This window comes from Burkholderia sp. AU16482 (assembly GCF_002223285.1).
GTDB classification, from domain to species: domain Bacteria; phylum Pseudomonadota; class Gammaproteobacteria; order Burkholderiales; family Burkholderiaceae; genus Burkholderia; species Burkholderia semiarida.
Genome location: NZ_NKEY01000004.1, coordinates 291652 through 317707, shown reverse-complemented (window position 1 = coordinate 317707; position 26056 = coordinate 291652). Strand labels below are relative to the sequence as shown.

27 protein-coding genes are annotated in these 26056 nt (G+C 65.9%); 16 read left to right on the top strand and 11 right to left on the bottom strand.

Going from position 1 to position 26056, the window contains the following annotated elements; genetic code table 11:
* Nucleotides 1–187 precede the first annotated feature (187 nt).
* Nucleotides 188–961 (bottom strand): DNA repair protein RadC, encoded by a 774-nt coding sequence (radC, locus tag CFB35_RS13125; RefSeq protein WP_059576833.1) that lies wholly within the window; start codon nt 959–961, stop codon nt 188–190.
* A gap of 135 nt (nt 962–1096) precedes the next feature.
* On the opposite strand from radC, the gene CFB35_RS13120 reads away from it, so the two are divergent.
* The 7 genes from CFB35_RS13120 to CFB35_RS13090 all read left to right on the top strand — a co-directional run bounded on the left by CFB35_RS13120 (nt 1097) and on the right by CFB35_RS13090 (nt 7315).
* Entirely contained in the window at nt 1097–1552 is a 456-nt protein-coding gene (locus tag CFB35_RS13120) for a peptidylprolyl isomerase (protein ID WP_006488950.1), read from the top strand.
* 2 nt (nt 1553–1554) lie between these two features.
* The gene (ispH, locus tag CFB35_RS13115; protein WP_059576830.1) at nt 1555–2535 is read left to right on the top strand and encodes a 4-hydroxy-3-methylbut-2-enyl diphosphate reductase; all 981 of its coding nucleotides are present in this window, start codon (nt 1555–1557) and stop codon (nt 2533–2535) included.
* Nucleotides 2536–2803: 268 nt separating this feature from the next.
* Nucleotides 2804–3448: an amino acid-binding protein gene (locus tag CFB35_RS13110; RefSeq protein ID WP_089465076.1), complete on the top strand. Its 645-nt coding sequence runs from the start codon at nt 2804–2806 to the stop codon at nt 3446–3448.
* Between the two features lie 211 nt (nt 3449–3659).
* Nucleotides 3660–4610: a branched-chain amino acid ABC transporter permease gene (locus CFB35_RS13105; protein ID WP_006478051.1), complete on the top strand. Its 951-nt coding sequence runs from the start codon at nt 3660–3662 to the stop codon at nt 4608–4610.
* 19 nt (nt 4611–4629) lie between these two features.
* Entirely contained in the window at nt 4630–5799 is a 1170-nt protein-coding gene (locus tag CFB35_RS13100; RefSeq protein WP_059576825.1) for an ABC transporter ATP-binding protein, read from the top strand.
* 23 nt (nt 5800–5822) lie between these two features.
* A complete protein-coding gene (locus CFB35_RS13095) occupies nt 5823–6599 on the top strand; it encodes an ABC transporter ATP-binding protein (RefSeq protein ID WP_059576822.1) in 777 nt (258 codons plus the stop codon).
* Nucleotides 6599–7315 (top strand): ABC transporter ATP-binding protein, encoded by a 717-nt coding sequence (locus CFB35_RS13090; RefSeq protein ID WP_059576820.1) that lies wholly within the window; start codon nt 6599–6601, stop codon nt 7313–7315. Before CFB35_RS13095 ends, CFB35_RS13090 begins: the two co-directional genes overlap by 1 nt.
* A gap of 182 nt (nt 7316–7497) precedes the next feature.
* Here the strand turns inward: CFB35_RS13090 and CFB35_RS13085 are convergent, their stop codons facing one another.
* The 3 genes from CFB35_RS13085 to CFB35_RS13075 all read right to left on the bottom strand — a co-directional run bounded on the left by CFB35_RS13085 (nt 7498) and on the right by CFB35_RS13075 (nt 10478).
* Nucleotides 7498–7953, bottom strand: coding sequence for a GNAT family acetyltransferase (locus CFB35_RS13085; RefSeq protein WP_059576818.1), 456 nt, complete (start codon nt 7951–7953; stop codon nt 7498–7500).
* Between the two features lie 13 nt (nt 7954–7966).
* Entirely contained in the window at nt 7967–9151 is a 1185-nt protein-coding gene (locus tag CFB35_RS13080; protein ID WP_059576815.1) for an acetylornithine transaminase, read from the bottom strand.
* 295 nt (nt 9152–9446) lie between these two features.
* Nucleotides 9447–10478 (bottom strand): CDP-6-deoxy-delta-3,4-glucoseen reductase, encoded by a 1032-nt coding sequence (locus tag CFB35_RS13075; RefSeq protein WP_006478058.1) that lies wholly within the window; start codon nt 10476–10478, stop codon nt 9447–9449.
* A 108-nt stretch (nt 10479–10586) separates the two neighbouring features.
* Here CFB35_RS13075 and CFB35_RS13070 point away from each other — a divergent pair, with 108 nt between their 5' ends.
* On the top strand, nt 10587–11621 hold the full coding sequence (locus tag CFB35_RS13070) for an NAD-dependent epimerase/dehydratase family protein (protein WP_059576812.1): 1035 nt from the start codon (nt 10587–10589) through the stop codon (nt 11619–11621).
* Here the strand turns inward: CFB35_RS13070 and CFB35_RS13065 are convergent.
* Both CFB35_RS13065 and CFB35_RS13060 read right to left on the bottom strand, forming a co-directional pair.
* Nucleotides 11604–11792, bottom strand: coding sequence for a hypothetical protein (locus CFB35_RS13065; protein ID WP_011546000.1), 189 nt, complete (start codon nt 11790–11792; stop codon nt 11604–11606). The two genes, CFB35_RS13070 and CFB35_RS13065, sit on opposite strands and share 18 nt — an antisense overlap.
* Nucleotides 11793–11898: 106 nt before the next feature.
* Nucleotides 11899–12615 carry a 16S rRNA pseudouridine(516) synthase gene (locus tag CFB35_RS13060; RefSeq protein WP_060010162.1) on the bottom strand — a complete coding sequence of 239 codons (717 nt, stop codon included), beginning with the start codon at nt 12613–12615 and terminating at the stop codon, nt 11899–11901.
* Between the two features lie 114 nt (nt 12616–12729).
* On the opposite strand from CFB35_RS13060, the gene copC reads away from it, so the two are divergent.
* From copC to CFB35_RS13040, 4 genes are all read left to right on the top strand, one after another.
* Nucleotides 12730–13104, top strand: coding sequence for a copper homeostasis periplasmic binding protein CopC (gene copC / locus CFB35_RS13055; protein WP_059576805.1), 375 nt, complete (start codon nt 12730–12732; stop codon nt 13102–13104).
* 66 nt (nt 13105–13170) lie between these two features.
* Entirely contained in the window at nt 13171–13671 is a 501-nt protein-coding gene (locus tag CFB35_RS13050) for a DinB family protein (protein WP_059576802.1), read from the top strand.
* A gap of 179 nt (nt 13672–13850) precedes the next feature.
* Complete coding sequence (locus CFB35_RS13045; protein WP_089465075.1) at nt 13851–14624, top strand: SDR family oxidoreductase; 774 nt, start codon at nt 13851–13853, stop codon at nt 14622–14624.
* Nucleotides 14625–14792: 168 nt separating this feature from the next.
* Nucleotides 14793–15722 (top strand): LysR family transcriptional regulator, encoded by a 930-nt coding sequence (locus CFB35_RS13040; RefSeq protein ID WP_089465074.1) that lies wholly within the window; start codon nt 14793–14795, stop codon nt 15720–15722.
* A 73-nt stretch (nt 15723–15795) separates the two neighbouring features.
* On the opposite strand, the gene CFB35_RS13035 is transcribed toward CFB35_RS13040, so the two are convergent.
* Entirely contained in the window at nt 15796–16683 is an 888-nt protein-coding gene (locus CFB35_RS13035) for a LysR family transcriptional regulator (protein ID WP_089465073.1), read from the bottom strand.
* A 106-nt stretch (nt 16684–16789) separates the two neighbouring features.
* On the opposite strand from CFB35_RS13035, the gene CFB35_RS13030 reads away from it, so the two are divergent.
* A complete protein-coding gene (locus CFB35_RS13030) occupies nt 16790–17680 on the top strand; it encodes an alpha/beta fold hydrolase (RefSeq protein WP_089465072.1) in 891 nt (296 codons plus the stop codon).
* Between the two features lie 30 nt (nt 17681–17710).
* Here CFB35_RS13030 and CFB35_RS13025 read toward each other — a convergent pair whose 3' ends face one another.
* Nucleotides 17711–18610 carry an SDR family oxidoreductase gene (locus CFB35_RS13025; protein ID WP_089465071.1) on the bottom strand — a complete coding sequence of 300 codons (900 nt, stop codon included), beginning with the start codon at nt 18608–18610 and terminating at the stop codon, nt 17711–17713.
* Nucleotides 18611–18653: 43 nt separating this feature from the next.
* Nucleotides 18654–19391, bottom strand: coding sequence for an SDR family oxidoreductase (locus CFB35_RS13020; RefSeq protein ID WP_089465070.1), 738 nt, complete (start codon nt 19389–19391; stop codon nt 18654–18656).
* A 120-nt stretch (nt 19392–19511) separates the two neighbouring features.
* Here CFB35_RS13020 and CFB35_RS13015 point away from each other — a divergent pair, with 120 nt between their 5' ends.
* On the top strand, nt 19512–20414 hold the full coding sequence (locus tag CFB35_RS13015) for a LysR family transcriptional regulator (RefSeq protein WP_089465069.1): 903 nt from the start codon (nt 19512–19514) through the stop codon (nt 20412–20414).
* Nucleotides 20415–21124: 710 nt separating this feature from the next.
* Here the strand turns inward: CFB35_RS13015 and CFB35_RS13005 are convergent.
* On the bottom strand, nt 21125–22027 hold the full coding sequence (locus tag CFB35_RS13005; RefSeq protein ID WP_089465068.1) for an SDR family oxidoreductase: 903 nt from the start codon (nt 22025–22027) through the stop codon (nt 21125–21127).
* A 672-nt stretch (nt 22028–22699) separates the two neighbouring features.
* On the bottom strand, nt 22700–23608 hold the full coding sequence (locus tag CFB35_RS13000) for a LysR substrate-binding domain-containing protein (protein ID WP_060010182.1): 909 nt from the start codon (nt 23606–23608) through the stop codon (nt 22700–22702).
* 99 nt (nt 23609–23707) lie between these two features.
* Between CFB35_RS13000 and CFB35_RS12995 the strand changes: the two genes are divergently transcribed.
* Entirely contained in the window at nt 23708–24625 is a 918-nt protein-coding gene (locus CFB35_RS12995; RefSeq protein ID WP_060010184.1) for a DMT family transporter, read from the top strand.
* Between the two features lie 185 nt (nt 24626–24810).
* Nucleotides 24811–25905, top strand: coding sequence for an NmrA family NAD(P)-binding protein (locus tag CFB35_RS12990; RefSeq protein WP_060010187.1), 1095 nt, complete (start codon nt 24811–24813; stop codon nt 25903–25905).
* Nucleotides 25906–26056: the final 151 nt, after the last annotated feature.

Genomic DNA, 26056 nt, shown 5'->3' with positions numbered 1-26056 from the left:
CCATCGCACCGCCACGTGATCCATGGCTGCACTCAGAACGCCGTAGCCCTTACAGACAAGGCCCTTCGATGGCTAGAACTGGTTGGAAAAAAGACAGACGGCGATTCTAGCAGAAAAAGTTCAGAAAAATCAAACCTAATTTCGCTTCGCCGTTGCGGCGCCCTGGGACGGGCTGCCGCGCCACAGTCTACAGCCAACCGGCCCGCGCGAACGAGAAAGTATCGCTGACGCCGACGACGACGTGATCGAGCAGCCGCACGTCGACGAGCTCGAGCGCGTCTTTCAGCACGCGCGTCAGGCGGCGGTCTTCCGCGCTCGGCTGCACCGCGCCCGACGGATGGTTGTGCGCGACGATCAGCGCCGCGGCGTTCTGTTGCATCGCGCGGCGCACGATCTCGCGCGGATAGACGGCCATCCGCGTGAGCGAGCCGCGCGCGAGTTCCTCCATGTCGATCATGCGGTTGCGGGCGTCCAGATAGACCGCGACGAATACTTCGTGCGGGAGCGTGCCGATCTTCATTCGCAGGCAATCCTCGACGGCGCCGGGCGAATCGATCTGCATGCCGTCCCGTGCCTTCTCCTCCAGCATGCGCCGGGCGATCTCGGTGACCGCGACCAGCCGCGCGGAGCGCGCGGGGCCGATGCCGGGGTGCGCCTCGAAATCGTCGGCGCCCGCTTCGAGCAATCCGCGCAGCGACTTGTACTGCTTGATCAGATCGCGGGCGATGACGAATACGTCGTGACCGGGCTTGCCCGTGCCGAGCAGCAGCGCGATCAGTTCGTCGTCGGTCAGCGCGGCCGGCCCGCGTTCCAGCAGCCGCTCGCGCGGCCGCTCCGGCCGCCAGTCGCCCGGTCGGCGCCTGCGCCGGTTGATCGGGATGACGCGGGCGGGCGGATCGGCCGGCGCATCGCTGGTGTCGCGGCATTCGGCCGACGGCAGGATGAGGCGGGGTGACAGCATGGTCTGAACTCCATTGGCGGCGGGCGGCGTGCGCGACGTCGTCGCACTTTCCGCCTTGCACGCTCAGGTGACTTACAATATTGGCTTTGCGCCGGGCCATTCGGCCGTAGCGGGCGCCGACCGAACGAGTAATTCATGAGCCTCATCGATCTATCCGAAGTGAAGCCCGGTTCCCACGTCACGTTGCATTACCGGCTGGCACTGGCCGACGGCGCCGACATCGTCAACACCTTCTCGGACAAGCCGGCCACGCTGTTGCTGGGCGCGGGGCAACTGGCGCCGTCGCTGGAACAGATTCTGCTCGGGCTCAGGGTCGGCGACCACTCGACTTTTCAGCTAGCGCCCGATCAGGGGTTCGGCCCCCGCAATCCCGACATGCTTCAGCGCGTGACGCTGTCGACGCTGCGCGAGAACGGGATGGTCGGCGACGATTTCACGCCGGGCGAGCTCATCGAGTTCAACGCACCGGATGGCGGCCGCTACGCGGGGGTGCTGAAGGAAGTCAGCGAGACCTCGGCGCTGTTCGACTTCAATCATCCGCTCGCGGGCCAGGCGCTCACGTTCGAAGTGAAAATCATCGGAATCCTGTAATCATGAGTACCACCGATACGCTGTCCGCGCAGACCGTCGCCGCCGACGCCGAAATCCTGCTGGCCCAGCCGCGCGGTTTCTGCGCGGGCGTCGACCGCGCGATCGAGATCGTCGAGCGCGCCATCGCGATGCACGGTGCGCCGATCTACGTGCGTCACGAAATCGTCCACAACAAGTACGTGGTCGAGGATCTGAAGAAGAAGGGCGCGATCTTCGTCGAGGAACTCGAGGAAGTGCCGGCCGGCAACACCGTGATCTTCAGTGCGCACGGCGTGTCGAAAGCCGTGCGCGACGAGGCGGACGTGCGCGGGTTGCGCATTTACGACGCAACCTGCCCGCTCGTCACGAAGGTGCACGTCGAAGTGGCGAAGATGCGCCAGGACGGCGTCGACATCGTCATGATCGGACACAAGGGCCATCCCGAGGTCGAAGGCACGATGGGCCAGGTCGAGCGGGGCATGCATCTCGTCGAAAGCGTCGAGGACGTGCAGAAGCTCGAGCTCGCCGATCCCGAGCGCATCGCGCTCGTCACGCAGACGACGCTGTCCGTCGACGACGCGGCCGAGATCATCGGCGCGCTGAAGGCGAAGTATCCGAAGATCCGCGAGCCGAAGAAGCAGGACATCTGCTACGCGACGCAGAACCGGCAGGATGCGGTGAAGTTCATGGCGCCGCAATGCGACGTCGTGATCGTGGTCGGCAGTCCGAACAGCTCGAACTCGAGCCGGCTGCGGGAAGTGGCCGAAAAGCGCGGGGTGGCCGCGTACATGGTCGATGCGCCGGATCAGATCGATCCGGCATGGGTTGCCGGCAAGCGCCGCATCGGCGTGACGGCCGGCGCGTCGGCGCCCGAAGTGCTCGCCCAGGCCGTGATCGCCCGGCTGCGCGAGCTCGGCGTGCGCAACGTCCGCGCACTCGAGGGCATCGAGGAAAACGTGTCGTTTCCGCTGCCGCGCGGGTTGAACCTGCCGCCCGCGGCCTGATTGCCGCATCGCACCCTGCGGAATACCGAAGCGCGCCCGTCGGCGCGCTTTTTTTGTGCCTCGAAATTCACATCGCAACCGTTATTCCCAAGCGTGGTGCAACCCGGTTGCTCCGAGCGCGCCCAATCGTGTCTCAAAATTGGTTGCAATGCAGGAAAACCCCATCGAATCAGGATTATTGGCGTCCTATAAATGGAGTTACAATGCGCCCGTTTTCAAGCCGGAATGGCTTTGAAACGGGTTTTGGCAAGGCGCGGGAGACCATTCGATGCATGTGAAGTTGGCTTACGCCGTGTCCGTCGCCGCACCGGTTGCAATGTTTGCCGGCTGCAGCAAAAAGAGCGACGGCGGGGCGGCCAGGGAGGCTGCGGTGTACGCGGCACCGGCGGCCACCGGCGTGCGCGTCGCCGGAACCGGACCTGCGGCGCCATCGGCGCGCCGTATCGCGCAACTGGGCAGGGACAAGGAAAACGGGGCACGTTTGACGATCGAGGAAATCAACACGCATGGCCTGGCGATCGGGCCGGCAGCGGACATGCAGGTTGTAGCGCGGCAAGGGGCGGGTCCACGGATGGCGGACGATCGCGGCGCTGCCGGTAGCGTGCCGAAGCCATTGTCTCCCCTTCAATTCGATTCGACGAAACAGCGTGCTGCCGCGACCGACCGTGTCGCGGTGCGCAGCCTGGTTCGTACGATGGATTCCGATGCAGTCCTGACGAAAGTCGGGCGCGCCCGTCGCAACGCCTTCCCGGGCGACGCGGCGCGGAATCCGACCCGTCCTGGCGCGATGCTTGCATGGCACTGGACGGGCCAAGGCACGGATGCCGGGAAACCGGATGACGGCCGTCTCGGCATGCTGCCCCACGACTTCAAGGAGGCCACGAACACCGTCCTCGACGTCGTGACGATTTAGCGACGGGACTCATGACGGCACCGGAACAGTGCGGTGCCGTTTTTGTATCCGCTCCGGCGGCAGGTCCGGCCGTACAGGCCGGGCGGCGCGCGCCGGGACGATCCACCCTTACCGGTATCGACTAGTACCCGCAGTGCCGCCGAGAAGGCGCGATTCCTCGCTTACCCGCGGGGCGCAACGTCCTCCGGCAGCACGGGCCAAGGAGCTTTAAATGGATATTTTCGTCCAGCAGGTTCTCAACGGGCTGGTGCTCGGCAGTGTGTACGCCATCATCGCGTTGGGATACACGATGGTGTACGGCATTCTCGGCATCATCAACTTCGCGCACGGCGACGTGCTGATGATCGGCGCGATGGTCGCGCTGTCGGCCATCACCGTGCTGCAGAACCACTTTCCCGGACTCGGCAACGTCGCGACGCTGACGATCGGCCTGGGCATCGCCGCGGTCGTCTGCGCGTTCGTCGGCTTCACGATCGAGCGCGTCGCGTACCGGCCGTTGCGCCGCGCGCCGCGCCTCGCCCCGCTGATCACCGCGATCGGCGTGTCGATCCTGCTGCAGACGGCCGCGATGATCATCTGGTCGCGCAACCCGCTGCCGTTCCCGCAATTGCTGCCGACCGACCCGATCAACGTGATCAAGGCCACCGACACGACGCCCGGCGCCGTGATCTCGGTCACCGAAATCGTGATCATCGCGGTTGCGTTCATCGTGATGGGCGGCCTGCTGCTGCTCGTGCACAAGACCAAGCTCGGCCGCGCGATGCGCGCGATCGCCGAAAGCCCGAATACGGCAAGCCTGATGGGCGTGAACCCGAACTTCGTGATCTCCGCGACGTTCATGATCGGCTCCGCGCTCGCCGCGCTGGCCGGCGTGATGATCGCGTCCGAATACGGCAACGTGCACTTCTACATGGGCTTCATCCCCGGCATGAAGGCGTTCACGGCCGCGGTGCTCGGCGGGATCGGCAACCTCGGCGGCGCGATGGTCGGCGGCGTGCTGCTCGGCCTGATCGAGCAGCTCGGGGCCGGCTACATCGGCAACCTCACGGGCGGCGTGTTCGGCAGCAACTACCAGGACGTGTTCGCCTTCGTCGTGCTGATCATCGTGCTGGTGTTCCGTCCGTCGGGCCTGCTGGGCGAACGTGTCGCGGACCGCGCGTAACGGAAGGGGAGCAAACAACATGACATCCATTCAACCGATCGAATCGTCGACGTCGCTCGTCGAAGAGCGCAACACCGCCAAGACCGTCGTCATCGGCCTCCTCACTGCCGTCCTCGTGATCGCCGCGCCGATCGTGATCGGCTCGGCCGGCGGCAACTACTGGGTCCGCGTGCTCGACTTCGCAATGCTGTACGTGATGCTCGCGCTGGGCCTGAACGTGGTGGTGGGCTTCGCCGGCCTGCTCGACCTCGGCTACATCGCGTTCTACGCGGTGGGCGCCTATACGGCCGCGCTGCTGAGCTCGCCGCACCTGACCTCGCAGTTCGAGTGGATCGCGGCGCTCGCGCCGAACGGGCTGCACGTGCCGTTCCTGATCATCGTGCCGATCGCGATGGCGCTCGCGGCGACCTTCGGGATCCTGCTCGGCGCGCCGACGCTGCGCCTGCGCGGCGACTACCTGGCGATCGTCACGCTCGGCTTCGGTGAAATCGTCCGGATCTTCATGAACAACCTCGACCGTCCGGTGAACATCACCAACGGCCCGAAGGGGATCACGGGCATCGATCCGGTGCACGTCGGCGGCTTCAACCTGTCGCAGACGCACTCGCTGTTCGGCTTCCAGCTGCCGTCGGTGTACATGTACTACTACCTGTTCGTGCTCTGCTCGCTGCTGGTGATCTGGGTGTGTACGCGTCTGCAGCACTCGCGTATCGGCCGCGCGTGGGCCGCGATCCGCGAAGACGAGATCGCCGCGAAGGCGATGGGCATCAACACCCGTAACGTGAAGCTGCTCGCGTTCGCGATGGGCGCGTCGTTCGGCGGCCTGTCGGGCTCGATGTTCGGCGCGTTCCAGGGTTTCGTGTCGCCCGAGTCGTTCACGTTCTGGGAATCGATCGTCGTGCTCGCCTGCGTGGTGCTGGGCGGCATGGGCCACATCCCGGGCGTGATCCTGGGTGCGGTGCTGCTCGCGATTTTCCCGGAATTCCTGCGCTCGACGATGAGCCCGCTGCAGCATGCGCTGTTCGGTCATGACATCGTCGATACGGAAGTGATCCGTCAGGCGCTGTACGGCCTCGCGATGGTCATCATCATGCTGTACCGCTCGGAAGGCCTGTGGCCCGCGCCGAAGCATGAGGACAAGATCGCGAAACTGGCGAAGCGCAACAGCAAGAAGCCGGTGCGCGCTTAACCTACGGACAAGGGGATAACCACATGAGCGACAAGCAAATCCGACTGTCCGTCTCGGGCGTGAACAAGCGCTTCGGCGGGCTGCAGGCGCTGTCCGACGTCGGCCTGCAGATCAAGGAAGGCGAGATCTACGGGCTGATCGGCCCGAACGGCGCCGGCAAGACCACGTTCTTCAACGTGATCACGGGCCTCTACACGCCGGACTCCGGCGACTTCAAGCTGGACGGCCAGAACTACACGCCGACGGCCGTGCACCAGGTGGCCAAGGCCGGCATCGCGCGCACGTTCCAGAACATCCGCCTGTTCGGCGGGATGACGGCGCTCGAGAACGTGATGGTGGGCCGCCACGTGCGCACCAAGCACGGGCTGCTCGGCGCGGTGTTCCAGACGCCGGCCGAACGCCAGGAAGAGCGCGAGATCAAGGAACGCGCGATCGAGCTGCTCGACTACGTCGGCGTGCTGCAGTACGCCGACTACACGTCGCGCAACCTGTCGTACGGTCACCAGCGTCGTCTGGAAATCGCCCGTGCACTGGCCACCGACCCGAAGCTGCTCGCGCTCGACGAGCCGGCAGCCGGGATGAACGCGACCGAGAAGGTCGAACTCACGCGCCTGCTCGACAAGATCCGCTCGGACGGCCGCACGATTCTGCTGATCGAGCACGACGTGAAGCTCGTGATGGGGCTGTGCAACCGGATGACGGTGCTCGATTACGGCAAGGTGATCGCCGAGGGTCTGCCGCAGGACGTGCAGAAGAATCCGAAGGTGATTGAGGCATATCTCGGCGCAGGGGTGCACTGATGGCAGCGGCAATGTTGAAAATCAAGGGCTTGCAGGTCAACTACGGCGGCATTCAGGCCGTCAAGGGCGTTGACATGGAAGTCCGTCAGGGCGAGCTCGTGACGCTGATCGGTGCGAACGGCGCCGGCAAGACCACGACGATGAAGGCGATCACGGGCCTGAAGCCGTACTCGGCGGGCGACATCGAGTACGACGGCACGTCGATCAAGGGCATCCCGCCGCACGAGCTGCTCAAGCGCGGCCTGGCGATGGTGCCGGAAGGCCGCGGGATCTTCGCGCGGATGTCGATCATCGAGAACATGCAGATGGGCGCGTACCTGCGCAACGACAACGAGCAGATCAAGAAGGACGTCGACCGGATGTTCGGCTTCTTCCCGCGCCTGAAGGAGCGGGCGACGCAGCTCGCGGGCACGCTGTCGGGCGGCGAGCAGCAGATGCTGGCGATGTCGCGCGCGATTCTGTCGAAGCCGAAGCTGCTGCTGCTCGACGAGCCGTCGATGGGTCTGTCGCCGATCATGGTCGAGAAGATCTTCGAAGTGGTGCGCGAGATCTCGAAGGAGGGCATCACGGTGCTGCTGGTCGAGCAGAACGCACGCCTCGCGCTGCAGGCGGCCGACCGCGGCTACGTGATGGATTCGGGCATGGTCACGATGGAAGGCGACGCGAAGCAGATGCTCGACGATCCGAAGGTGCGCGCCGCGTATCTGGGCGAGTAAGCGATCGAATGAACGGGCCCGGCCGCGCATGGCGCAGCCGGGCTGTCGAAAAGCCGTCACGGGAAACCGTGGCGGTTTTTTTTCGTGTGGCGGGTCTGATCGTGCCGACCGACGCGCTCGGCGATCCGCTGCCGGACGCGGGGCCGATCGCGCGCCGAATCGCGCCGCGGCCGGCGGCGGTCTTACGCGGCCGGCAGCGTCTTGCCGAACGAGATGCGCTCCTCGACGCGATAGCCGAGCGCCGCGTAGAAGCGGCACGCGTCGTCGTTGCCGGGCAGCACCTGCAGGTTGATCTTCAGGCAGCCGCGCGCGGCGAGCGCGCGTTCCGCATGCGCGATCAGCGCGCGGCCGACGCCGAGCCGGCGCGCGTCGTTCGCGACGCCGAACGAGTAGAGCCAGCCGCGATGTCCGTCGAAACCGGCCATCAGCGTGCCGACGACGCGCGCGCCGCTGGTCGCGACGAAGAACAGTTCCGGCTGCGTCGCGAGCTTCAGCTCGATCGATCGCAGCGGATCGCGGTGCGGCGGCGCACCGGCTTCGTCGTACTGCGGGAACGCGTCGCGCCATACCGCGAGCACGGCATCGGTGTCGGCGCGTTCGAACGGGCGGATCGCGACAGCATCGGCGGCGGCATCCATCGCGGTGGCCTCCTTACAGCGTGTCGAGGATCGACCGCAGCATCGCCATCATCTGGTCGATCTCGTCGGTCGTCACGTTGAGCGCTGGCATGAAGCGCAGCAGGTTCGGCCGTGCGGCGTTCAACAGCAGGCCGTCGGGCTGCATGTCGCGCGCCTTCTCGACGATCTGCGGGCCGATGTCCTTGCCGAGCAGCAGCGCGCGCAGCAGGCCTTCGCCGCGTTCGCCCTCGAAGCCGCGTTCCTCCGACAGCTCGAGCAGCTTGCGCTTCAGATACTCGCCGCGCGCGCGCACGCCTTCGAGGAAGCCGGGCGCGACGAGCTGCGAGATCACCGAATAGCCGACCGCCGTCATCAGCGGGTTGCCGTTGTACGTGCCGCCCTGGTCGCCGGCCTCGAATACCGCGACGTCGGCCTTCGACAGCAGCGCGCCGAGCGGTGCGCCGCCGCCGATGCCCTTCGCGAGCGTCATGATGTCCGGCTCGATGCCGGACAGCTCGTACGCGAACAGCGTGCCCGCGCGGCCGCAGCCGCTCTGCACTTCGTCGACGATCAGCAGCAGGTTGTGCTGCTTCGTCAGCGCGCGCAGCGCCTGCATGAATTCGCGCGTCGCCGGGATCACGCCGCCTTCGCCCTGGATCGGCTCGAGCATCACGGCGACGGTCTTGTCGGTGATCAGCTTCTCGACCGAGTTGATGTCGTTCAGCTCGGCCTTCGGGAAGCCCGGTACCTGCGGCGCGTAGATCGTGTCCCAGCCCGGCTTGCCGCTGGCCGACATCGTCGCGAGCGTGCGGCCGTGGAAGCTGTGGTCGAACGTGATGATCTCGTACGCGCCGTTCTTGAACTTGCGGCCCCACTTGCGCGCGAGCTTGATCGCGCCTTCGTTCGCCTCGGCGCCGCTGTTCGTGAAGAACACCTTGTCGAACACGCTGTGCTGCGTGAGCAGGCCCGCGAGCTTCGCCATCGGCTCGTTGTAGAACGCCGGCGACGGGTTCAGCAGCTTTTCGGCCTGCGTCTTCAGCGCCTCGACGATGCCGTCGTTGCAGTGGCCGAGGCTGTTGACGGCCCAGCCCTGGATGAAGTCGAGATAGCGCTTGCCCGTGTGATCGTAGAGCCACGAACCCTTGCCGTGCGTAAACACGATGTCGGGGCGGTTCGTGATGTACATCAGCGAGTCGATCGGGTAATCGTTCAGGGGCATGGCAGCAGACTCCAGCGGGCGTTGAAAGGGAAACGGGCAATAAAAAAGCCACGGAAGGCCGTGGCTGGTGGGTCGAACAGCTTGTGCGTAACCGGTGAAGCGGAGGAGGGTTACGCGCGAGTCCGTGACGAGCCGGCGGCATCCGGGCGGAGCGGCGAGCGGCGACGTCGGAGAGCGGACAGGAAGCGGTTCATGTGCGCAAGCATAAGGCATCCCGCGCCCCACTGTAAACCGCCGCGATGCCACGGATGTGACACGGGCGGCGCGCAGCGGGGCGCGTTCAGGCGCCCGGCGCTCAGACCGGATGCGCGAGATCGGCGGCGCTCGTGAACGAGTCCGCGTAGAACTCGTCGGCCGGCAGCGCGTGGTGCTGCGTGAAATCGCGCTGCGCGGATTCGACCATCACGGGCGCGCCGCACGCGTACACCTGGTGGCCGGACAGATCGGGCAGGTCCTCGATCACCGCGCGATGGACGAAGCCCGTGCGGCCGGTCCACTGGTCGGCGTCGTCCGGTTCGGAGAGGACCGGCACGTACTTGAAGTTCGGGATCTCGCGCGCCCATTGCTCGGCGAGCTCGGCGAGGTAGATGTCCTTCTTGCGGCGCGCGCCCCAGTAGAGCGTCATCGGGCGCGTGATGCCCGAATGCTTCACGTGCTCGATGATCGCCTTGATCGGCGCGAAGCCGGTGCCCGACGCGAGCAGCACGATCGGCTTGTCGGAATCCTCGCGCAGGAAGAACGTGCCGAGCGGGCCTTCGAAGCGCAGGATGTCGCGCTCCTTCATCGCGCCGAACACGTGGTCGGTGAACTTGCCGCCCGGCATGTGGCGGATGTGCAGCTCGATCGGGCCTTCCTCGTGCGGCGCGTTCGCCATCGAGTAGCTGCGGCGCGAGCCGTCCTTCAGGATGAACTCGACGTACTGGCCCGCGAGGTACTGCAGGCGTTCGTTGGCAGGCAACTGCAGCTTCACGACCATCACGTCGTCCGCCTTGCGTTCGAGCGCGGCGATGCGGCACGGCAGCTTCTTGACCTGCACGCCGTCGACGCCGGCGATTTCACGCACGTCGATCTCGAGATCGCATTGCGCCTTCGAGCAGCACAGCAGCGCGAGGCCGCGCGTGCGTTCGTCGTTGGACAGCGCCGACGCGGCGTGCGGGCCCTGTTCGATCTGGCCCGACACGATCTGGCCCTTGCAGGAACCGCACGCGCCGTTCTTGCAGCCGTACGGCAGGTGGACGTTCTGGCGCAGCGCGGCCGCCAGCACGGTTTCGTCCGACTCGACCTGGAATTGCCGGCCGCTTTGCTTGAGAGTGACGTTGAATGCCATAGAACCAAACTAGAACAAAATGGGGGGACCGTGCATGTCGCGCACGGCAGCTACAATGCAAAACCGTTGCGCGTCGCGCAACGGCGGCTACTGAATCTCGCAACCAACATGATCGCGACACGAATCCTGCGCCGGCCGCGCGTATTGATCGTCGGCTGCGGCGACGTCGGCATGCGCTGCGTCGCGCAATGGCGTGACGCGCGCCCCGACCTGCGCATCCTCGCGCTGACGAGCCACCCGGCTCGCCGCAGCGAATTGCGCGCCGCGGGCGCGACGCCGATCGTCGGCGATCTCGATCGCCCGGCGACGCTCCGTCGCCTCGCGGGCGTCGCCCGCACGATCCTGCATCTCGCGCCGCCGCCATCCGACGGCCGCGACGACCGGCGCACGCGTGCGCTGATCGCCGCAACGTCCATGCCCGCGCGTCGGCCGTCTCCGACGGCACCGGCGGTCGGCCGGCTCCGACGGCTGCGCACCGCGGCGCGACAGGCCGGCGCGCCCGTTCGGGCAGCGCGTATTGTACCCGACGGTCTTCGCGCGCCGAGGCTCGTCTATGCCAGCACGACGGGCGTCTACGGCGACTGCGGCGGCGCGCGCATCGACGAAACGCACCCGCTGCGCCCCGCGAACCCGCGCGCGTTCCGGCGCGTGTCGGCCGAGCGGCAACTGCGTGCGGCGACGGTGCGCGGCGTGCTGTCCGCGCGCATCGTGCGCATTCCGGGCATCTACGCGGCGAACCGTCTGCCGGTCGCGCGGCTCGAGCGCGGCACGCCGGCGCTCGAGCCGGCCGACGACGTCTACACGAACCACATCCACGCGGACGATCTCGCGGCGATCCTGCGTCGTGCGGCCGAGCGCGGCAAGCCGGCGCGCGTCGTGCACGCGTCGGACGACACCGAACTGCGGATGGGAGAGTATTTCGACCGGGTCGCGCAGGCGCTGGGTCTGCCGAGGCCGCCGCGCGTGAGCCGCGCGGACGCCGAACGCCTGCTCGAGCCGACGCTGCTGTCCTTCATGCGCGAGTCGCGGCGCCTGTCCAACGCACGGCTCAAGGCCGAATTGTGCGTGACGTTGCGCTATCCGACCGTAGACGATTTCCTTCAAACGCTCGCGCCGGGCAGCGCGTCAGGTGAGCGCCGGTAACGCCTCGATCAGCAGGAAGCACAGCAGCGCACCGATCAGCGCGCCGATCAGGTTCGGGTGATATTTGTGCTTCAGATGCATCGTGGCCAGCAGCCCGCCGATCACGATGACGCCGATGACCGCGAACGCGATCATCACGGACGACAGTTCGAAAGAATGGTTGATGTTCATGATGTCTCCCCCTGCATCGCCGCTCTTGCAGCTTGTGATTTCAGTATAGCGGGGGAACCTGCGGCCGAGAGGCGGCCGGACACCGAACGGTCGTGCGGATTTTCCCTTACAGGGTTTCGACGGGATTGCGCAGCGCGGAAAGGTCGGCTTCGTCGAGCCAGCGCCATGCGCCGGGCGCGAGATCGGCCGGCAGCGTGAAGCCGCCGATCCTTTCGCGGTGCAGCAATTCGACGCGGTTGCTCGCTGCCGCGACCATCCGCTTGACCTGGTGGTACTTGCCTTCGAGGACGGTCAGCGCGAGCGTGTGCGGGGTGCGGGCGTCGGCGGCGACGGCCGCGATCGGCTTCGGCTCCCCATGCAGTTGCACACCGGTGCGCAGCGCGTGCAGTTGCGTGTCGTCGAGCGGGTGGCGCACGGTCGCGACGTAGGTCTTCGGCACCTTCCGCTTCGGCGACGTGTACGCGTGCACGAACTGGCCGTCGTCCGACAGCAGCAGCAGGCCGGTCGTGTCCTGGTCGAGCCGGCCGACGCACTGCACGCCGCGCGCGACGAGCGGCGCCGGCAGCAGGCTGAAGACACTCGCATGGTGCTGCGGATCGCGCGAACACTCGTAGCCGGCCGGCTTGTTGAGCGCGAGATACGCGCGCGCATGGAACGGCCATGCGGCCTCGTCGACCTCGAACACGAGGCCGTCGGTGTCGAAGGTGGCGTCCGGGTCGGTCGCGGCGGCGCCCGCGACGGCGACGCGGCCCGCCTCGATCAGGCCGCGGCACTGGCGGCGCGAGCCGAAGCCCTGGGTGTAGAGAATGCTTTCGAGATCCATAGCGCGCGCATTCTATCAAGCGGCGGCGTAGGGCCGGCATGAACGCGCATGCGCTGGTAAGCTGCCGGAACGCCGTGCGGTGCGCGGCGCCCGCCCATTCTTCACGGACAGTTCATGCGTTTCGATTCATTCCCGTTCGGCCGCCACGCGGCCGCCGTCATCGTCGCAGCAACCGTTTCGTCGGCCGCGTTCGCGCACGCGCATCTCGCGAAGAGCGACCCGGCGTCGGGCGCGATGCTGGCTGCCGCACCGGCCGCCGTCACGATCGACTTCACCGAGCCGCTGGAGCCCGCATTCAGCTCGATCGTCGTCGTCGACGCCGACGGCAAGACGGTGTCGAACGGCCGCGCGCGCATCGACGCGTCGAACCGCAAGCGCATGACGGTGCCGCTCGCGGCGCTCGCCACCGGCGCGTACACGGTGAAGTGGGTGGCCGTCGCGACCGACGGGCATCGCACGCAGGGCGCGTACGGCTTCGGCGTGAAGTGACGCAACGGGGGCGGCAGGCCTGTGCCAGGGTTGCTGCCCGCCTCTATCCGACAGGGAGTCTTCCGCATGAATCCGACGACGCTCGACGCACTCGCCGATTTCCCCCGTCAACTCGAAGCGCATTTCGCGGCCGTGCCCGACGGCTATGCGCGCTGGACGCCCGACGACTGGGCCGGCATACCGAGCGAGCATTTCTCGCCGCTCGGGCAGCTCTGCCACGTGCGCGACATCGAGATCGACGGCTATCACGTGCGGCTGCGGCGCATGCTCGACGAAGACCGGCCGCTGCTCGTGTCGATCGACGGCGACGCGCTCGCGGTTCAGCGGCGCTACGACGACGCGTATGCGTCCGACGTGCTCGCGGCGATCCGCGACGCACGGCGCGAGACGCTGGCGCTGCTGTCGCGCCTCACGCCCGAACAGTTCGAGCGTACCGGCGAATTCGACGGCTACGGCTCGCTGACCGTGCGCGGGCTCGTCCATTACCTGTGCAGTCACGACCAGCAGCATCTGGCCGGCATGCAGTGGCTGCTCGGCAAGATCGACGCGGCGCTGTACGCGCGCTGAGCCGGCCGGCGGCCGCGCGATCGACAGCGGAATCCGGCGTCGCCGTCGGTGCGGAAGACCTCCTTGCGCGGCTTCGACTGGATCGATTTTCTGGATAATCCATCCAGCCGCGGCCGGCTGATCGGCGGGGCGCGTGTGCCTACACTCCTAGCTTCGTTCAACGAAAAAAGGAGTCAACCGTGGCAACTCATACGCTCGCAGACAAGGTCGTCCTGATCGCAGGCGGCGCAAAGAATCTCGGCGGCCTGATCGCCCGGGACCTGGCGGGCCACGGCGCGAAGGCGGTGGCGATTCACTACAACAGCGCGGCGTCGCAGGCGCAGGCCGAGGAAACGGCCGCCGCGGTGCGCGCGGCCGGCGCGGAGGCCGAGACGTTCCAGGCGGACCTGACGACGGCGGCCGCGGTCGAGAAGCTGTTCGACGACGCGAAGCAGCGCTTCGGCAAGATCGACATCGCGATCAACACGGTCGGCAAGGTGCTGAAGAAGCCGTTCACCGAGATCAGCGAAGCCGAGTACGACGAGATGTTCGCGGTCAACAGCAAGTCGGCGTTCTTCTTCATCAAGGAAGCCGGGCAGCATCTCGAGGATCACGGCAAGCTCGTCACGCTCGTGACGTCGCTGCTCGGCGCGTTCACGCCGTTCTATGCGGCATACGAAGGATCGAAGGCGCCGGTCGAGCACTTCACGCGCGCGGCGTCGAAGGAGTACGGCGCACGCGGCATTTCGGTGACGGCCGTCGGGCCGGGGCCGATGGACACGCCGTTCTTCTATCCGGCCGAAGGTGCCGACGCGGTCGCGTATCACAAGACGGCCGCCGCGCTGTCGCCGTTCAGCAAGACGGGGCTGACCGACATCGAGGACGTCGTGCCGTTCATCCGCCATCTCGTGACCGACGGCTGGTGGATCACGGGCCAGACGATCCTGATCAACGGCGGCTACACGACCAAGTAACCGGGGGCCGCTTGCGGCCGCGCGGCGCACCGCACTGGCGCGTTTGCGTGGACAATGGACGGGCGCGCAGCCACGAGGCCGCGCGCCCGTTTTCTCTGTGCCGCCGAAGCCGGCCGCGATGCGCGGCGAGCCGGCGGCGACCGTCGTTCGAACCCGGGTTTCCCGCCGATGGACAAGCTGGATCAGGTCAGGATCTTCCTGCAGGTTGCCGAGATGGGCAGCTTCATCAAGGCCGCGCATGCGCTCGACGTGCCGCGCGCGACCGTGTCGGCGGCCGTCCTGCAGCTCGAGACGGCGCTCGGCACACGGCTGCTGCACCGCACGACACGCCAGGTGCAGTTGACTGCCGACGGCGCGCTGCTGGTCGAACGCGGCCGGCGCCTGCTCGCGGAAGCCGACGACCTCGACCGCCTGTTCCGGCGCCGCGACCGCGACGTGGTCGGGCGGCTGAACGTCGACGTGCCGAGCCGGATCGCGCGCCGCGTCGTGGCGCCCGCGCTGCCGTCGCTGTTTCGCCGCCACCCGAAGCTGCAATTGTCGCTCGGCTCGACGGACCGCGCGATCGATCTCGTGCAGGAGGGCGTCGATTGCGCGATCCGCGTCGGGCGGCTCGCGGACAGCAGCCTCGTCGTGCGGCCGCTCGGGCAGTTCACGCTGATCAACTGCGCGAGCCCCGACTACCTGCGCGAATGCGGCGTGCCCGAGCATCCGGATGCGCTCGCGCGCGGGCACTGGGCGATCGGCTATGCGTCGCCGACGACGGGGCGCGAGCTCGGCTGGGAATACTGCGCCAACGGGCAGCGGCACGTGCTGACGCTGCCGAGCCGCGTGATCGTCAACAACGCAGAAACCTATATCGCGAGCTGTATCGCCGGAATGGGGCTGATCCAGATTCCGCGCTTCGACGTCGAGCATCTGCTGGCAAGCGGCGCGCTCGTCGACGTGATGCCCGGCCATCGCGCCGAGCCGATGGACGTGTCGGCCGTGTATCCGCACCGGCGGCACCGCTCCCGGCGGCTCAACGCGTTCGTCGAGTGGTTCGGGGAGTTGATGGCCGATGCATTGAACGGCGCGGGCGCGAGCGGCAGCGGCGATTGAAGGCGACAACGCGCGGGTTTCCGCGGGCCGTGCCGCCGTTCGTCGGCCCGTGAGACGAGCGCGCCGCGGGCGCTCAGGCGGCGAACTGCCGTGTGCGCCCGGTCGCCCGTACCGCGTCGATCAACGCGGCGCCGACGCCCGCGGGCTTCGATGCGAACGCGTAAAAGCGCGCGGCCGGCAGCGCCGGCAGGCCGTCTTGCGGCCCGCACGCGCGCAGGCCGTCGCGCAACTGGCTGCGCGCGAGCGCCGTGACCGCGAAGCCGGCGAGCGCGGCCGACATGCAGCCGGCCATGCTCGCGCTTTCGAACAGCACCCGAAACGGCCGTAGCGCCGCCGCGAGCGCGGACACCGCGGCTTCCCGGTACACGCACGGCTCCGGAAACAGCGCGAGCGGCACGCGTTCCTCGGCGTCGAGCGCCGTATCGGCCGCGAACGCCCACACGAGCGGCTCTTCCCACAGCAGCTCGCCGGGCGTGTCGACCTGTCGGCATTGCTTGCCGAACACGACGTCGAGCCGGCCGAGCGATTGCTCCCGCAGCAGCGACGCGGTGATGCCGACCTTCAGTTCGATCGAGGTGTGCGGATGGCCGTCGCGGAACGTGCGCAGCACCTGCGGCAGCCACGTGCAAGCGAAATCCTCGGACGCCCCGACCCGCAGCGGCCCGTGCGCCGGCGCGCCGCGCAGCCGGGCGCGCACTTCGCGCTCCATGTCGACGATGTTGCGCGCGTACGCGTACAGCGTCTCGCCGGCCGGCGTCAGCGCGATCCGGCGGGTCGTGCGCGCGAGCAGCACGGTGCCGGCCGCCTGTTCGAGCCGCTTGATGTGGCCGCTGACGGCGGACGGCGTCAGCGCGAGGCGCTCCGCGGCCGGCGCGAACCCGCGGCTGTCGACGACTTCGAGAAACGTGCGCAGCAACGCGATGTCGAGCGCGGTCGAGGCGGGCGAGGGCGACGGTTCCATGGATCGATTCGACGCAATATATGAGTAATGAATGATGATACTCCGTGAATCGTGATGAAAGGCCGGCATACCATCGTATGTTCAAGCCCCTTTGGCGGAGTACACGATGACGACCTATGCGCATGCGACGACCGCGTCGCTCGACATTGCCTATCTCGAATGGAACCCGCGCGGCGAACGCGTGGCCATGCTGCTGCATGGCTGGCCGGACAGCCCGGTCGGCTGGGAGCCGGTGGCATCGGCGCTCGCCGCGCGCGGCTATCGCGTGCTGGCGCCCGCATTGCGCGGCTTCGCGCCGACGCGCTTTCGCGACGCGTCCGTGCCGCGCAGCGGCCAGCTCGCGGCGCTCGGGCGCGACCTGCTCGAATTCGTCGATGCGCTCGGTATCGAGCGGCCCGTGCTGGTCGGGCACGACTGGGGCGCCCGCGCGGCCGCGAACGCGTGCGGGTTGCAAGACGGTGTTGCATCCCAGCTCGTGATGCTGTCGGTCGGGTACGGCACCAACGATCCCGCTCAGCCGCTGTCACTGCAGCAGGCGCGCAACTACTGGTATCACTGGTTCATGGCGACGCCGCGCGGCGAGCAGGCGCTGCGCGACGATCGGCGCGCGTTCGCGCGCCTGATGTGGGATACGTGGTCGCCGCCGGGCTGGTATCGCGACAGCGATTTCGACGCAGCGGCCGTCGCGTTCGATGGGCCCGACTGGATCGACGTCGTGCTGCATTCGTATCGGCAGCGCTGGGGCTTCGCGCCGGGCACGCCGGCCTATGCCGACGACGACGCGCGGCTGAACCCGGCGCCCGTGCTGGCGGTCCCGACGCTCGTGCTGCACGGCGGCGCGGACGCCTGCAATCATCCGGACAGCTCGGCCGGGCGCGAGCGGTTCTTCGCCGGGCGCTACGCGCGGCAGGTGCTGGACGGCGTGGGGCACTTCCCGCAGCGGGAGGCGCCGGCGGCGGTCGCGGACGCGATTCTCGGGTTCTGCGAGCCGGGTTGACGCGCGCCGGCCGGCCCGGCGCGCGAAGGATCAGCCGCCGACGCGCGGCGCGAGCAGGTCGGCGAGCCCGATGCTCCTGAACATTTCGCGGCGAATGCGATCGCCGACGCGGAACACTTCCTCGGCACCGTCCTGCGACGGATCGACGAACACGCGGTAGGGGCGCTTGCCGGCCGGCGCCGCGACGAGCTCGGCAATCGCCGTGGCGACGGCGCCGGCGTCGGCGTCCGCCGGCTCGAGCGCGGCGAGGCCCGTCAATGCCTGGTCGGCGACGCCCGCGTACGGCCCGCTGTCGTAGGCGGCCTGCACGGCGGTATCGGCCGGTTTGCCCGCGTGGAGAAAGTGATTCGTGCCGCGGGTGAACGCGCCCGGCACGACGATCGACGTTTCGATGCCCCAGCGGGCGAGTTCGGCCGCGTAGGACACCGCGAGCGAGTCCATCGCGGCTTTCGCGGCGAAGTAGGGGGCGAGGAACGGCGGGGTGCCGCCGCGCGCCGACGAGGACGACACCCACACCAGCAGGCCGCGGCCTCGACGGCGGAGGTGCGGCAGCGCCGCGCGGTTCACGCGCTGGGTCGACACGACGTTGACGTCGTAGAGCTGCGCGAGCTGTTCGGGCGTGAAGGCTTCGGCCGGCCCGAACACCATGTGGCCGGCGTTGTGAACGACGACGTCCAGACGGCCGTGGTCGGCGATCACGCGCTCGATTGCGGCATCGACCGATGCGTCGTCGCCGACGTCGAGTTCGATGGTGCGCAGATCGACGCCGTGTTCTTGCGCATAGGCGGCGACGGCGGCGGCGCGCGGCGCGTTGCGCCCGGCGAGCTCGCGCATCGACGCGTAGACCGTGTGACCGGCGCGGGCGAGCGCCTGGGCCGTCAGCAAGCCGAAGCCGCTGGACGCACCGGTGACGAGGACGACTTCCTTCATGAGCGATCTCCTGGCGAAAAGACGAATGGCCGCGAGCGGTCGGTCAGCACATGCCGCCGTTGGCGCGCAGGATCTGGCCGTTGATCCACGCGCCGTCCGGGCCGGCGAGGAATGCAACGACGCGCGCGATGTCGTCGGGCTGGCCGAGCCGCTCGAGCGGGTTCAGCTTCGCGAGCCGATCGACGAGTTCGGGACTCTTGCCCTGCAGAAACAACTCGGTCGCGACGGGCCCCGGCGCGACCGCGTTCACGCGGACGCCGCGCCCGCGCATTTCCTGCGCCAGCACCTGCGTGAGGCTTTCGACCGCCGTCTTGCTGGCGACGTACACGCCGTAAGTCGGCATGCGCATGCCGATCACGCTGGTCGACAGGTTGATGATGCGTCCACCGTCGCGCACCCGCCTGGCCGCTTCGCGGCAGACGTTGAACGTGCCTTTCACGTTGATCGCGAACGTTTCGTCGAACAGCGCATCGTCGCAGTCGGCGATGGCCGCCAGCTTCATCACGCCCGCGGAATTGACCACCACGTCCAGGCCGCCGAATGCGTCGTGGGCGGCGTCGAACAGCGCGGCCACGGCCGCCGGGTCGGCGACGTTCGCCTGCACCGCGACGGCATGGCCGCCGTCGGCGACGATCGCGTCGACCACTTCGCGAGCCGGGCCGGCGCTGCCGGCATAGTTGACGACGACCCGGAAGCCGTCCCGGGCAAGCTGGCGGGCGATTTCCGCGCCGATGCCGCGCGACGAACCCGTGACGAGGGCGACCTGTTCCGATGTGCTCATGTCCTGCTCCTGGTGAATGGGTGAATGCCGTTCGATCCGGCGACAGGACTACTGTAGGCTTCCTCGATCAATAAAAATAATGAATAATGATAAGTAGATGAATGACTAAAAGTATGTCTCATGGGATTCGACAGCAGGTTGCTCAGTGGTATCGGCGTGCTCTCGGCGGTGATCGAGGCCGGCACCTTCGCGCGGGCGGGCGAGGCGATGGGGCTGACGCAACCGGCGGTGAGCCGCGCGGTCGCGCGGCTGGAAGAGCGGGTCGGCATCCGGATCTTCAATCGCACGGCGCGCGCGATCACGTTGACTGACGAAGGGCGACGCTTTTACGAGGCGGTCGCGCCGCTGCTGGCCGGCATCGAGGAGGCCGCGCTCGACGCCGGCCAGTCGAAGGCACGCGTGAGGGGGCGGCTGCGGGTCAACGTTGACGGCACGTTCGGCCACTACGTGCTGGCGCCGCGGATGGCGGAATTTCTCGACCGCTTTCCCGATCTGTCGGTCGAGATCAGCGTGCGGGACCGGATGGGCGACCTCGTCGCCGACGGCTTCGACGTGGCCGTGCGCTTCGGCATCCCGGAGCCGTCGTCGTATCGAGCGCGACTGCTGCTCGAGACGCGCGTGCTGACCTGCGCGTCGGCGGCCTACGTCGCGCGTCACGGCGAGCCGCGGCACCCTCGGGATCTCGCGGACGGTCACCGGTGCGTGCTGATCCGCGATCCGGTGACGGGGCGACCGTACGGATGGGAATTTCATCGCGGCAAGGAAGTCGTGCCGGTCGACGCCGCCGGCAGGCTGATGGTCAACGATACGGGCGGGCTGCTCGGCGCGTGCCTGGGCGGCGTCGGCATCGCGCAACTGCTCGAGCTCTATGCGCGGGACATCCTCGCCGAAGGGCGGTTGGTCCTGCTATTACCGGAATGGACCGACGAGACCTTCCCGCTTTACGCGTATCACCACGCGTCGAACCTCGTCGCCGCGAAGGTGCGGGTGTTTCTCGACTTCGTTCGCGAGTTGACGGGCTGAGGACGGCAGGCCGCTGTCGGTCACTCGACGCGGTGAGGAACGCGCGGCCAAAACAAAAAACCCGCGAAGCGGCGAGCTTGCGCGGGTTTCGACAGTGGCAGCACGGGATGCTGCGAAAGACTGGTGCCAGGGCCGGAATGAAATAATTCTATGTGAGGCCCGTAGTATAAGGGTGTTGCTTGTGTGGTGTTGCTGAGTTGCCCCCAGAGTTGCCCCCCGCGCTTCTGGCAGCCGCAGAATTCATATCGCTCTGCTGCGTGTGCCGTTCGGGCGAGGTCGTTCAGAAGATATCAACAAGCGTATCAGCGTAGGCTCGATCAGTCGAAGGCCGGTGCCGTGCGGAACGTTGCTGTGCCGCCGGAAGCAAAAATATCTGGAGATTTGGAGATAGACGGTTGTATCGGCCTGTAAGCCTTGTCTGGCAAGGCTGTGGTTATCTCCAAGTCTATCTCCAAAGTACACATTTTCTTGGAGATAAAGTTGGAGACAGACTGCTGAGCTATGGCGTCCGCACGACGACGTTGAGAGTTGCCCTGCCTTCTGGAACGCTGCGCGCAAAGAACGCCCCGCGCGCCCACACCCCCGAGCCGGCGTTACGCTAGAAAGTTACTTTGCAACCGTCGCATCACGTCAGTGATCGGCACGAGGACGCGCGGCATAATCGCGACAAGATTGATTCGGGGGCTGGCTGGCCGCGCAGCGGGTGCACATCACACCTGCGGTGGACTCGTCGCCGTCAATGCTTCTGCTACTTGCCACAGGCGAACCGAATCCGCGCTCGTGGCGGATCGGGGCTGTTTGGCAACGTGCGAGTTCCCGACGAGCAGAAAGCGGGGGCCGTAGAATGCGCCCTGAGTCGCTGTGGGGTCGACTGCCGCCTGCAAGAGCGAGTCCGTGGCCCATTTCACATCCATGGACGGTACAAGTCGGAACGATAGCCTCTTGCGGGTTGAATCAGTACCCATATTCGGACCGGTCGTCTGAAGGTTGGTGCGTGTATGGCCTGGATGGGCACTCGTACTGAGCAGGGGCCAGCCACGCTCGCGCGCAATTTCTGCCAATCGATTTGCCAACAGCAGGCAGGCTAACTTGTACTGCGCATACGCCGTCATGGGCTTGTACGACCTTTCGCCTTGAAGGTCGTCGAAATTGATTTTGGCACCAATTGCGGCGCTGCTTGTCATCGTGGCGACGCGAGGAGACTTCGCTCCAAGCAGAAGCGGCAACAGCAGATTGGTCAGTGCGAAGTGGCCTAGGAAATTGGTCGCAAACTGTAGCTCGAATCCGTCGGAGCTCAGTACACGGGTCGGCGGCATCATGATCCCTGCGTTGTTTACGAGCACGTCGAGAGGGCGTCCCTCCTCGAGCAACTGGCGACCAAAATTCCTCACACTCGAGAGGCTTGAGAGATCCAGCGTGCGGACCTCAATCGATGCCCCTGGAAACTCCTTGCGTATATCCCGGCGGGCGGCATCGCCTTTCGACTCGTTGCGTACAGCCATGATGACGTCGGCACCAGCCGCCACCAATCGCCTAGTCGCCTCCTTGCCGGTGCCGCTATTGGCTCCGGTAATTACAATACGGCGCCCCCGCTGATCAAGAGGTTTGTACATTCGCGTTTCTCCTATGAGTTCATTCGATAAAGCGGGGCTCTGACGCGGACAGCCGGCAGGCGTTCAGCTTCAGCCGACAACGCACGTGCAGCTGAGAAATGGGTCTGGTGTTGGACGGTCCGGGTGGACCCGCAGGGATGACTTCGGTGAAGTACACCGCATAGTGTAGTTTTCTTGGCGAAAAGTAAACTCACCGGTGTAAATTTTCGGCTGCTTAGGCAACCCATCCCGACGTGGCTTAACCACTGCAAGTGGCCGCAAACCGACGAATGCGGCCGGCGGTTACCGACGCCATGCCGCGCAGCTTGGTGATCCATCGCGGCGCTCTCTTCGCGCAATCCGCGATGAACCTTGTCCAGACGTTATTGCGTCAATGGTTAGCGATGCCTGGCGCGGCACGCACGAACTTCCTGCCGGGCAACCAATCGGAAAATTCGCATAGCCTGACTTGGGTGTCCGCTCCCTGAGCCAGACGGGACGCCTCAACGTCTCGCCGTTGACGCAAACCAATGACGCTTCATGGCTGAACCCGGACCGACGATGTAGTTTTGCAGCATCGTTGGTGGCCGTGGTCGCCGACGGCGGAAGTCGACCCATTGTTACCGGTCGGAATCGCATTATCCGGCGTCGGAATTAGAGCCGACAGCAGTCATTGAGACAATAATTCGACGACTAAATGCCCCCACGTCGCGCACATCCCACAGCGATGCTGCCGACAAACCACGCCTTGAGCAATTGAACCGCCTGTTTGGTTCCGGCACTGGCGGGATGGACGAGGTAGTATCCGGCGTCCAAGGCCAGCGCATTATCGAATGGCTCGATCAGTTCTCCACGAGCCAGTTCCGCTTCTACCAGCAGGGGGCCGGTAAGCACAACGCCTTGCGCGCGCACTGCGGCGTCGATCGCCATCAACGACTGGTCGAACCTGATACCGGTAATGGTGTCAATCTGCGAACCGTCGAGACCGCTGAATCGAGCAAGCCACGTGGCCCAGTGCGGGTGTAGCGTGTTATGGAGCAGTGTCGCCGTGCGCAAATCGTCGGGGCGCTTCAATCGGCGCTGCTTCGCGTATGCCGGATGGCAATACGCGCGTGCCTCGTCATGGCACAGCAGTTGAACGGATAGTCGTGCATCCATCCCGTCGAAATGCCTAACCGCGAGATCGACGCCATCCAGTTCGAAGTCGACCATCGTTGTCGATGTGCTCAGGCTCAGCGCAATCCCGGGGTTTGCCTGCAGGAAGTCGGCCATGCGTGGGGCGAACCACTTGGCAGCGAAGCTCGGCGGCATCGACAACCGCACGCCGCTACCGCGACGCTCACGAATGCGATGGCTCGCATGAATAAGCTCTGCCAGGGCGGGTTGAATCTGCGCGAAGTAGGCGCGACCATCCTCTGTGGGCGTTACCTGCCGTATCTGGCGCACGAACAGGGCAACGCCGAGCCATTCCTCAAGCTTCTGAATCTGCTGCCCTATCGCACCAGGCGTCACGTTCAGTTCTCGGGATGCAAGAGTAAAACTGCCGTGCCGCATGGCAGCTTCGAAGGCAGGCAGGGCTTTCAGCGGAGGAGTCGATCGCATAGCTCAGTTTTTCTATTCCATAGTCGACATTAAATCATTTGTAGAGCACACCGGTGCGGAACACAATCGGGACTTCATCCGCTTTCCTGGTGCGCTGACATGAATCCCGCCTATTTCGCCTTCGCCGCCCTCGGGTTCATCTGGGGCACCAACTTCCTGTTCATGAAGTGGGCGAGCGTCGATCTGGCTGCCAGTCAGATCGTCTTCCTGCGCGTGCTTTTCGGCTTCATCCCGCTGCTCACGGTCGCGCTATTCACTAAGGCGCTCAAATGGCGCCATCTTCGGCACGCTCACCACTTCGTGGTGATGTCGCTGCTTGCGACCGTGATTTACTACTATGCGTTCGCGAAAGGGGCCGGGCTGCTGTTCTCGAGCATTGCCGGGATGCTAAGCGGCGCCATCCCGCTTTTTTCCTTCCTGTGCGCATGGGCACTGCTGCGCGAGGAACGCCCGAACGCGCGAATGATCGCGGGCATCGTCTGCGGATTCGTCGGCGTACTGCTGATCGCGCGTCCGTGGAATGCGCACGCGGCTGGCGTCAACCTGCTCGGAGTCGGCTATATGATCGCCGGCTCGCTCAGCGTGGGCTGCTCGTTCGTGTACGCGCGCCGCTTTCTTTCCGGCCTGGACCTCTCACCGCTCGCGCTGTCGACGTGGCAGATCGGCTTCGCACTGGTCCTGATCGGCTGCGTCACGGATTTCCACGGCATCGTGCGTGTGACGGGCGATGCGCGAGCGCTGCTCGGCCTCGTCCTGGGACTCGGTCTGACGGGCACCGGGATCGCTTACATCCTTTATTACTTCATCGTCGGACGGCTCGGAGCAGTGGCCGCGTCCAGCGTGACGTACATTCCACCGGTCGTTGCGTTGCTGATGGGTTCGTGGCTTGCGCAGGAACCGATCGGCGCAGTCGAACTGTTCGCGATGGGCGCAATCCTCGGTGGTGTGTTTCTGCTGCAACGTAGCCGGCAACCACGCGCAGTCGCGGCGCGCGGTCCGGCGAAGGCGGCCGGTTAGGGCCGCAGTGTCGTATGAATGAATGCTTCGATGAAATATCGCGCAGACCGCAATTCGGCATCTCGACAGAAGTTCACGGGCGAGTGGTCGGCGTACCGGTGCCCGATGCCATATGAAGCTGACATCCGTGCCATCGGCGCGCAGCGGTCGGCAAATCTATCCAACTCATACCAGCGTAAACAAACATGTCTTCACGGGTCCCCTCGACCATATTCGTCATCGGTGGAACGGGCGCACAGGGATTGCCCGTCATCCGGGCGCTCGTCGCCGACGGCAAATATGCCGTGCGCGCCTTGAGCCGAGATCCTGAATCGCGACGGGCCATCGAGCTCTCCACTCTTGGGAACGTCTCGATCGTGAAGGGCACGTTTGCCGATGAAGCGGTCCTGCGTGACGGTTTTCGTAATTGCAGCGCAGCGTATATCAATCTCGATGGATTCAACACCGGGGAGAAGACTGAGATTTATTGGGCCATCCGATGCTATGAAATAGCCATCGAAGAAGGAGTCAAGTTCTTCGTATACGGAAACCTCGATTACGCGCTCAAAAGGTCCGGATACGATTCCCGGTTTCGGACAGGCCACTATGATGGCAAGGGCCGCGTAGGGGAATGGATTCTGTTCCAGAACCTGACAAACCGGGACCGGATGGGCGCCGCGCTGCTTACGACCGGTCCGTATATGGAGATGGCCGTCTCGGCAATGACACCAATGACGCCGTCCGTGGAAAGCGGCGTCGTTACGTGGCGGGTGCCACTCGGTGACGGCGCCGTTCCGCATGTAGCGCTTGAGGACTGCGGGTACTACGCACGTTGGCTTTTCGACAATCCGGAGCGTGCGAATGGCATGAATCTCGAGGTCGCGATCGAGCATGTCGAGTATGCGAAGCTTGCCGAGGCGTTCGAAGCCGTGACCGGACATCCCGCGCAATATATTGATACCGACCTCGAAGCATACTGGAGCGGACCGCTCAAGGCCGCAGCCGATTTGCCGTCCGGATATAACGCCGATCTCCGCGACAAAAGTACGATGAGCTTCCGCGAAAACTTCACTGGCTTCTGGAATCTGTGGAAGTACGGGATCGTCAAGAGAGACTACGCATTGCTCGACGAAATTCATCCCGGGCGAATCAGGACGGTCGAACAATGGCTCAGGCGCGAAGATCAGTTGGGACGAGCACTGGGCAACGGAGGCCTCTGGGAACGGGTTCAGCCTGAAAATCTGCTCAGATCGCCGCCTGTCTTGAAGCTGTCCGAAGACAAGAGGAAGGGCGCGTTATAAGTTCCTCGCGAACTTCTGGCTCAACTGCAAAACGCCTCACTACTTGCCACGCGTTTTCTCACGCTGCGATGCCGGCGAAGATCGTCGACGCTCAACGTCCGAAGCTGTCGGCAAGGCGGCCAACGAGGAACGACATGCCAATGTCCGGACA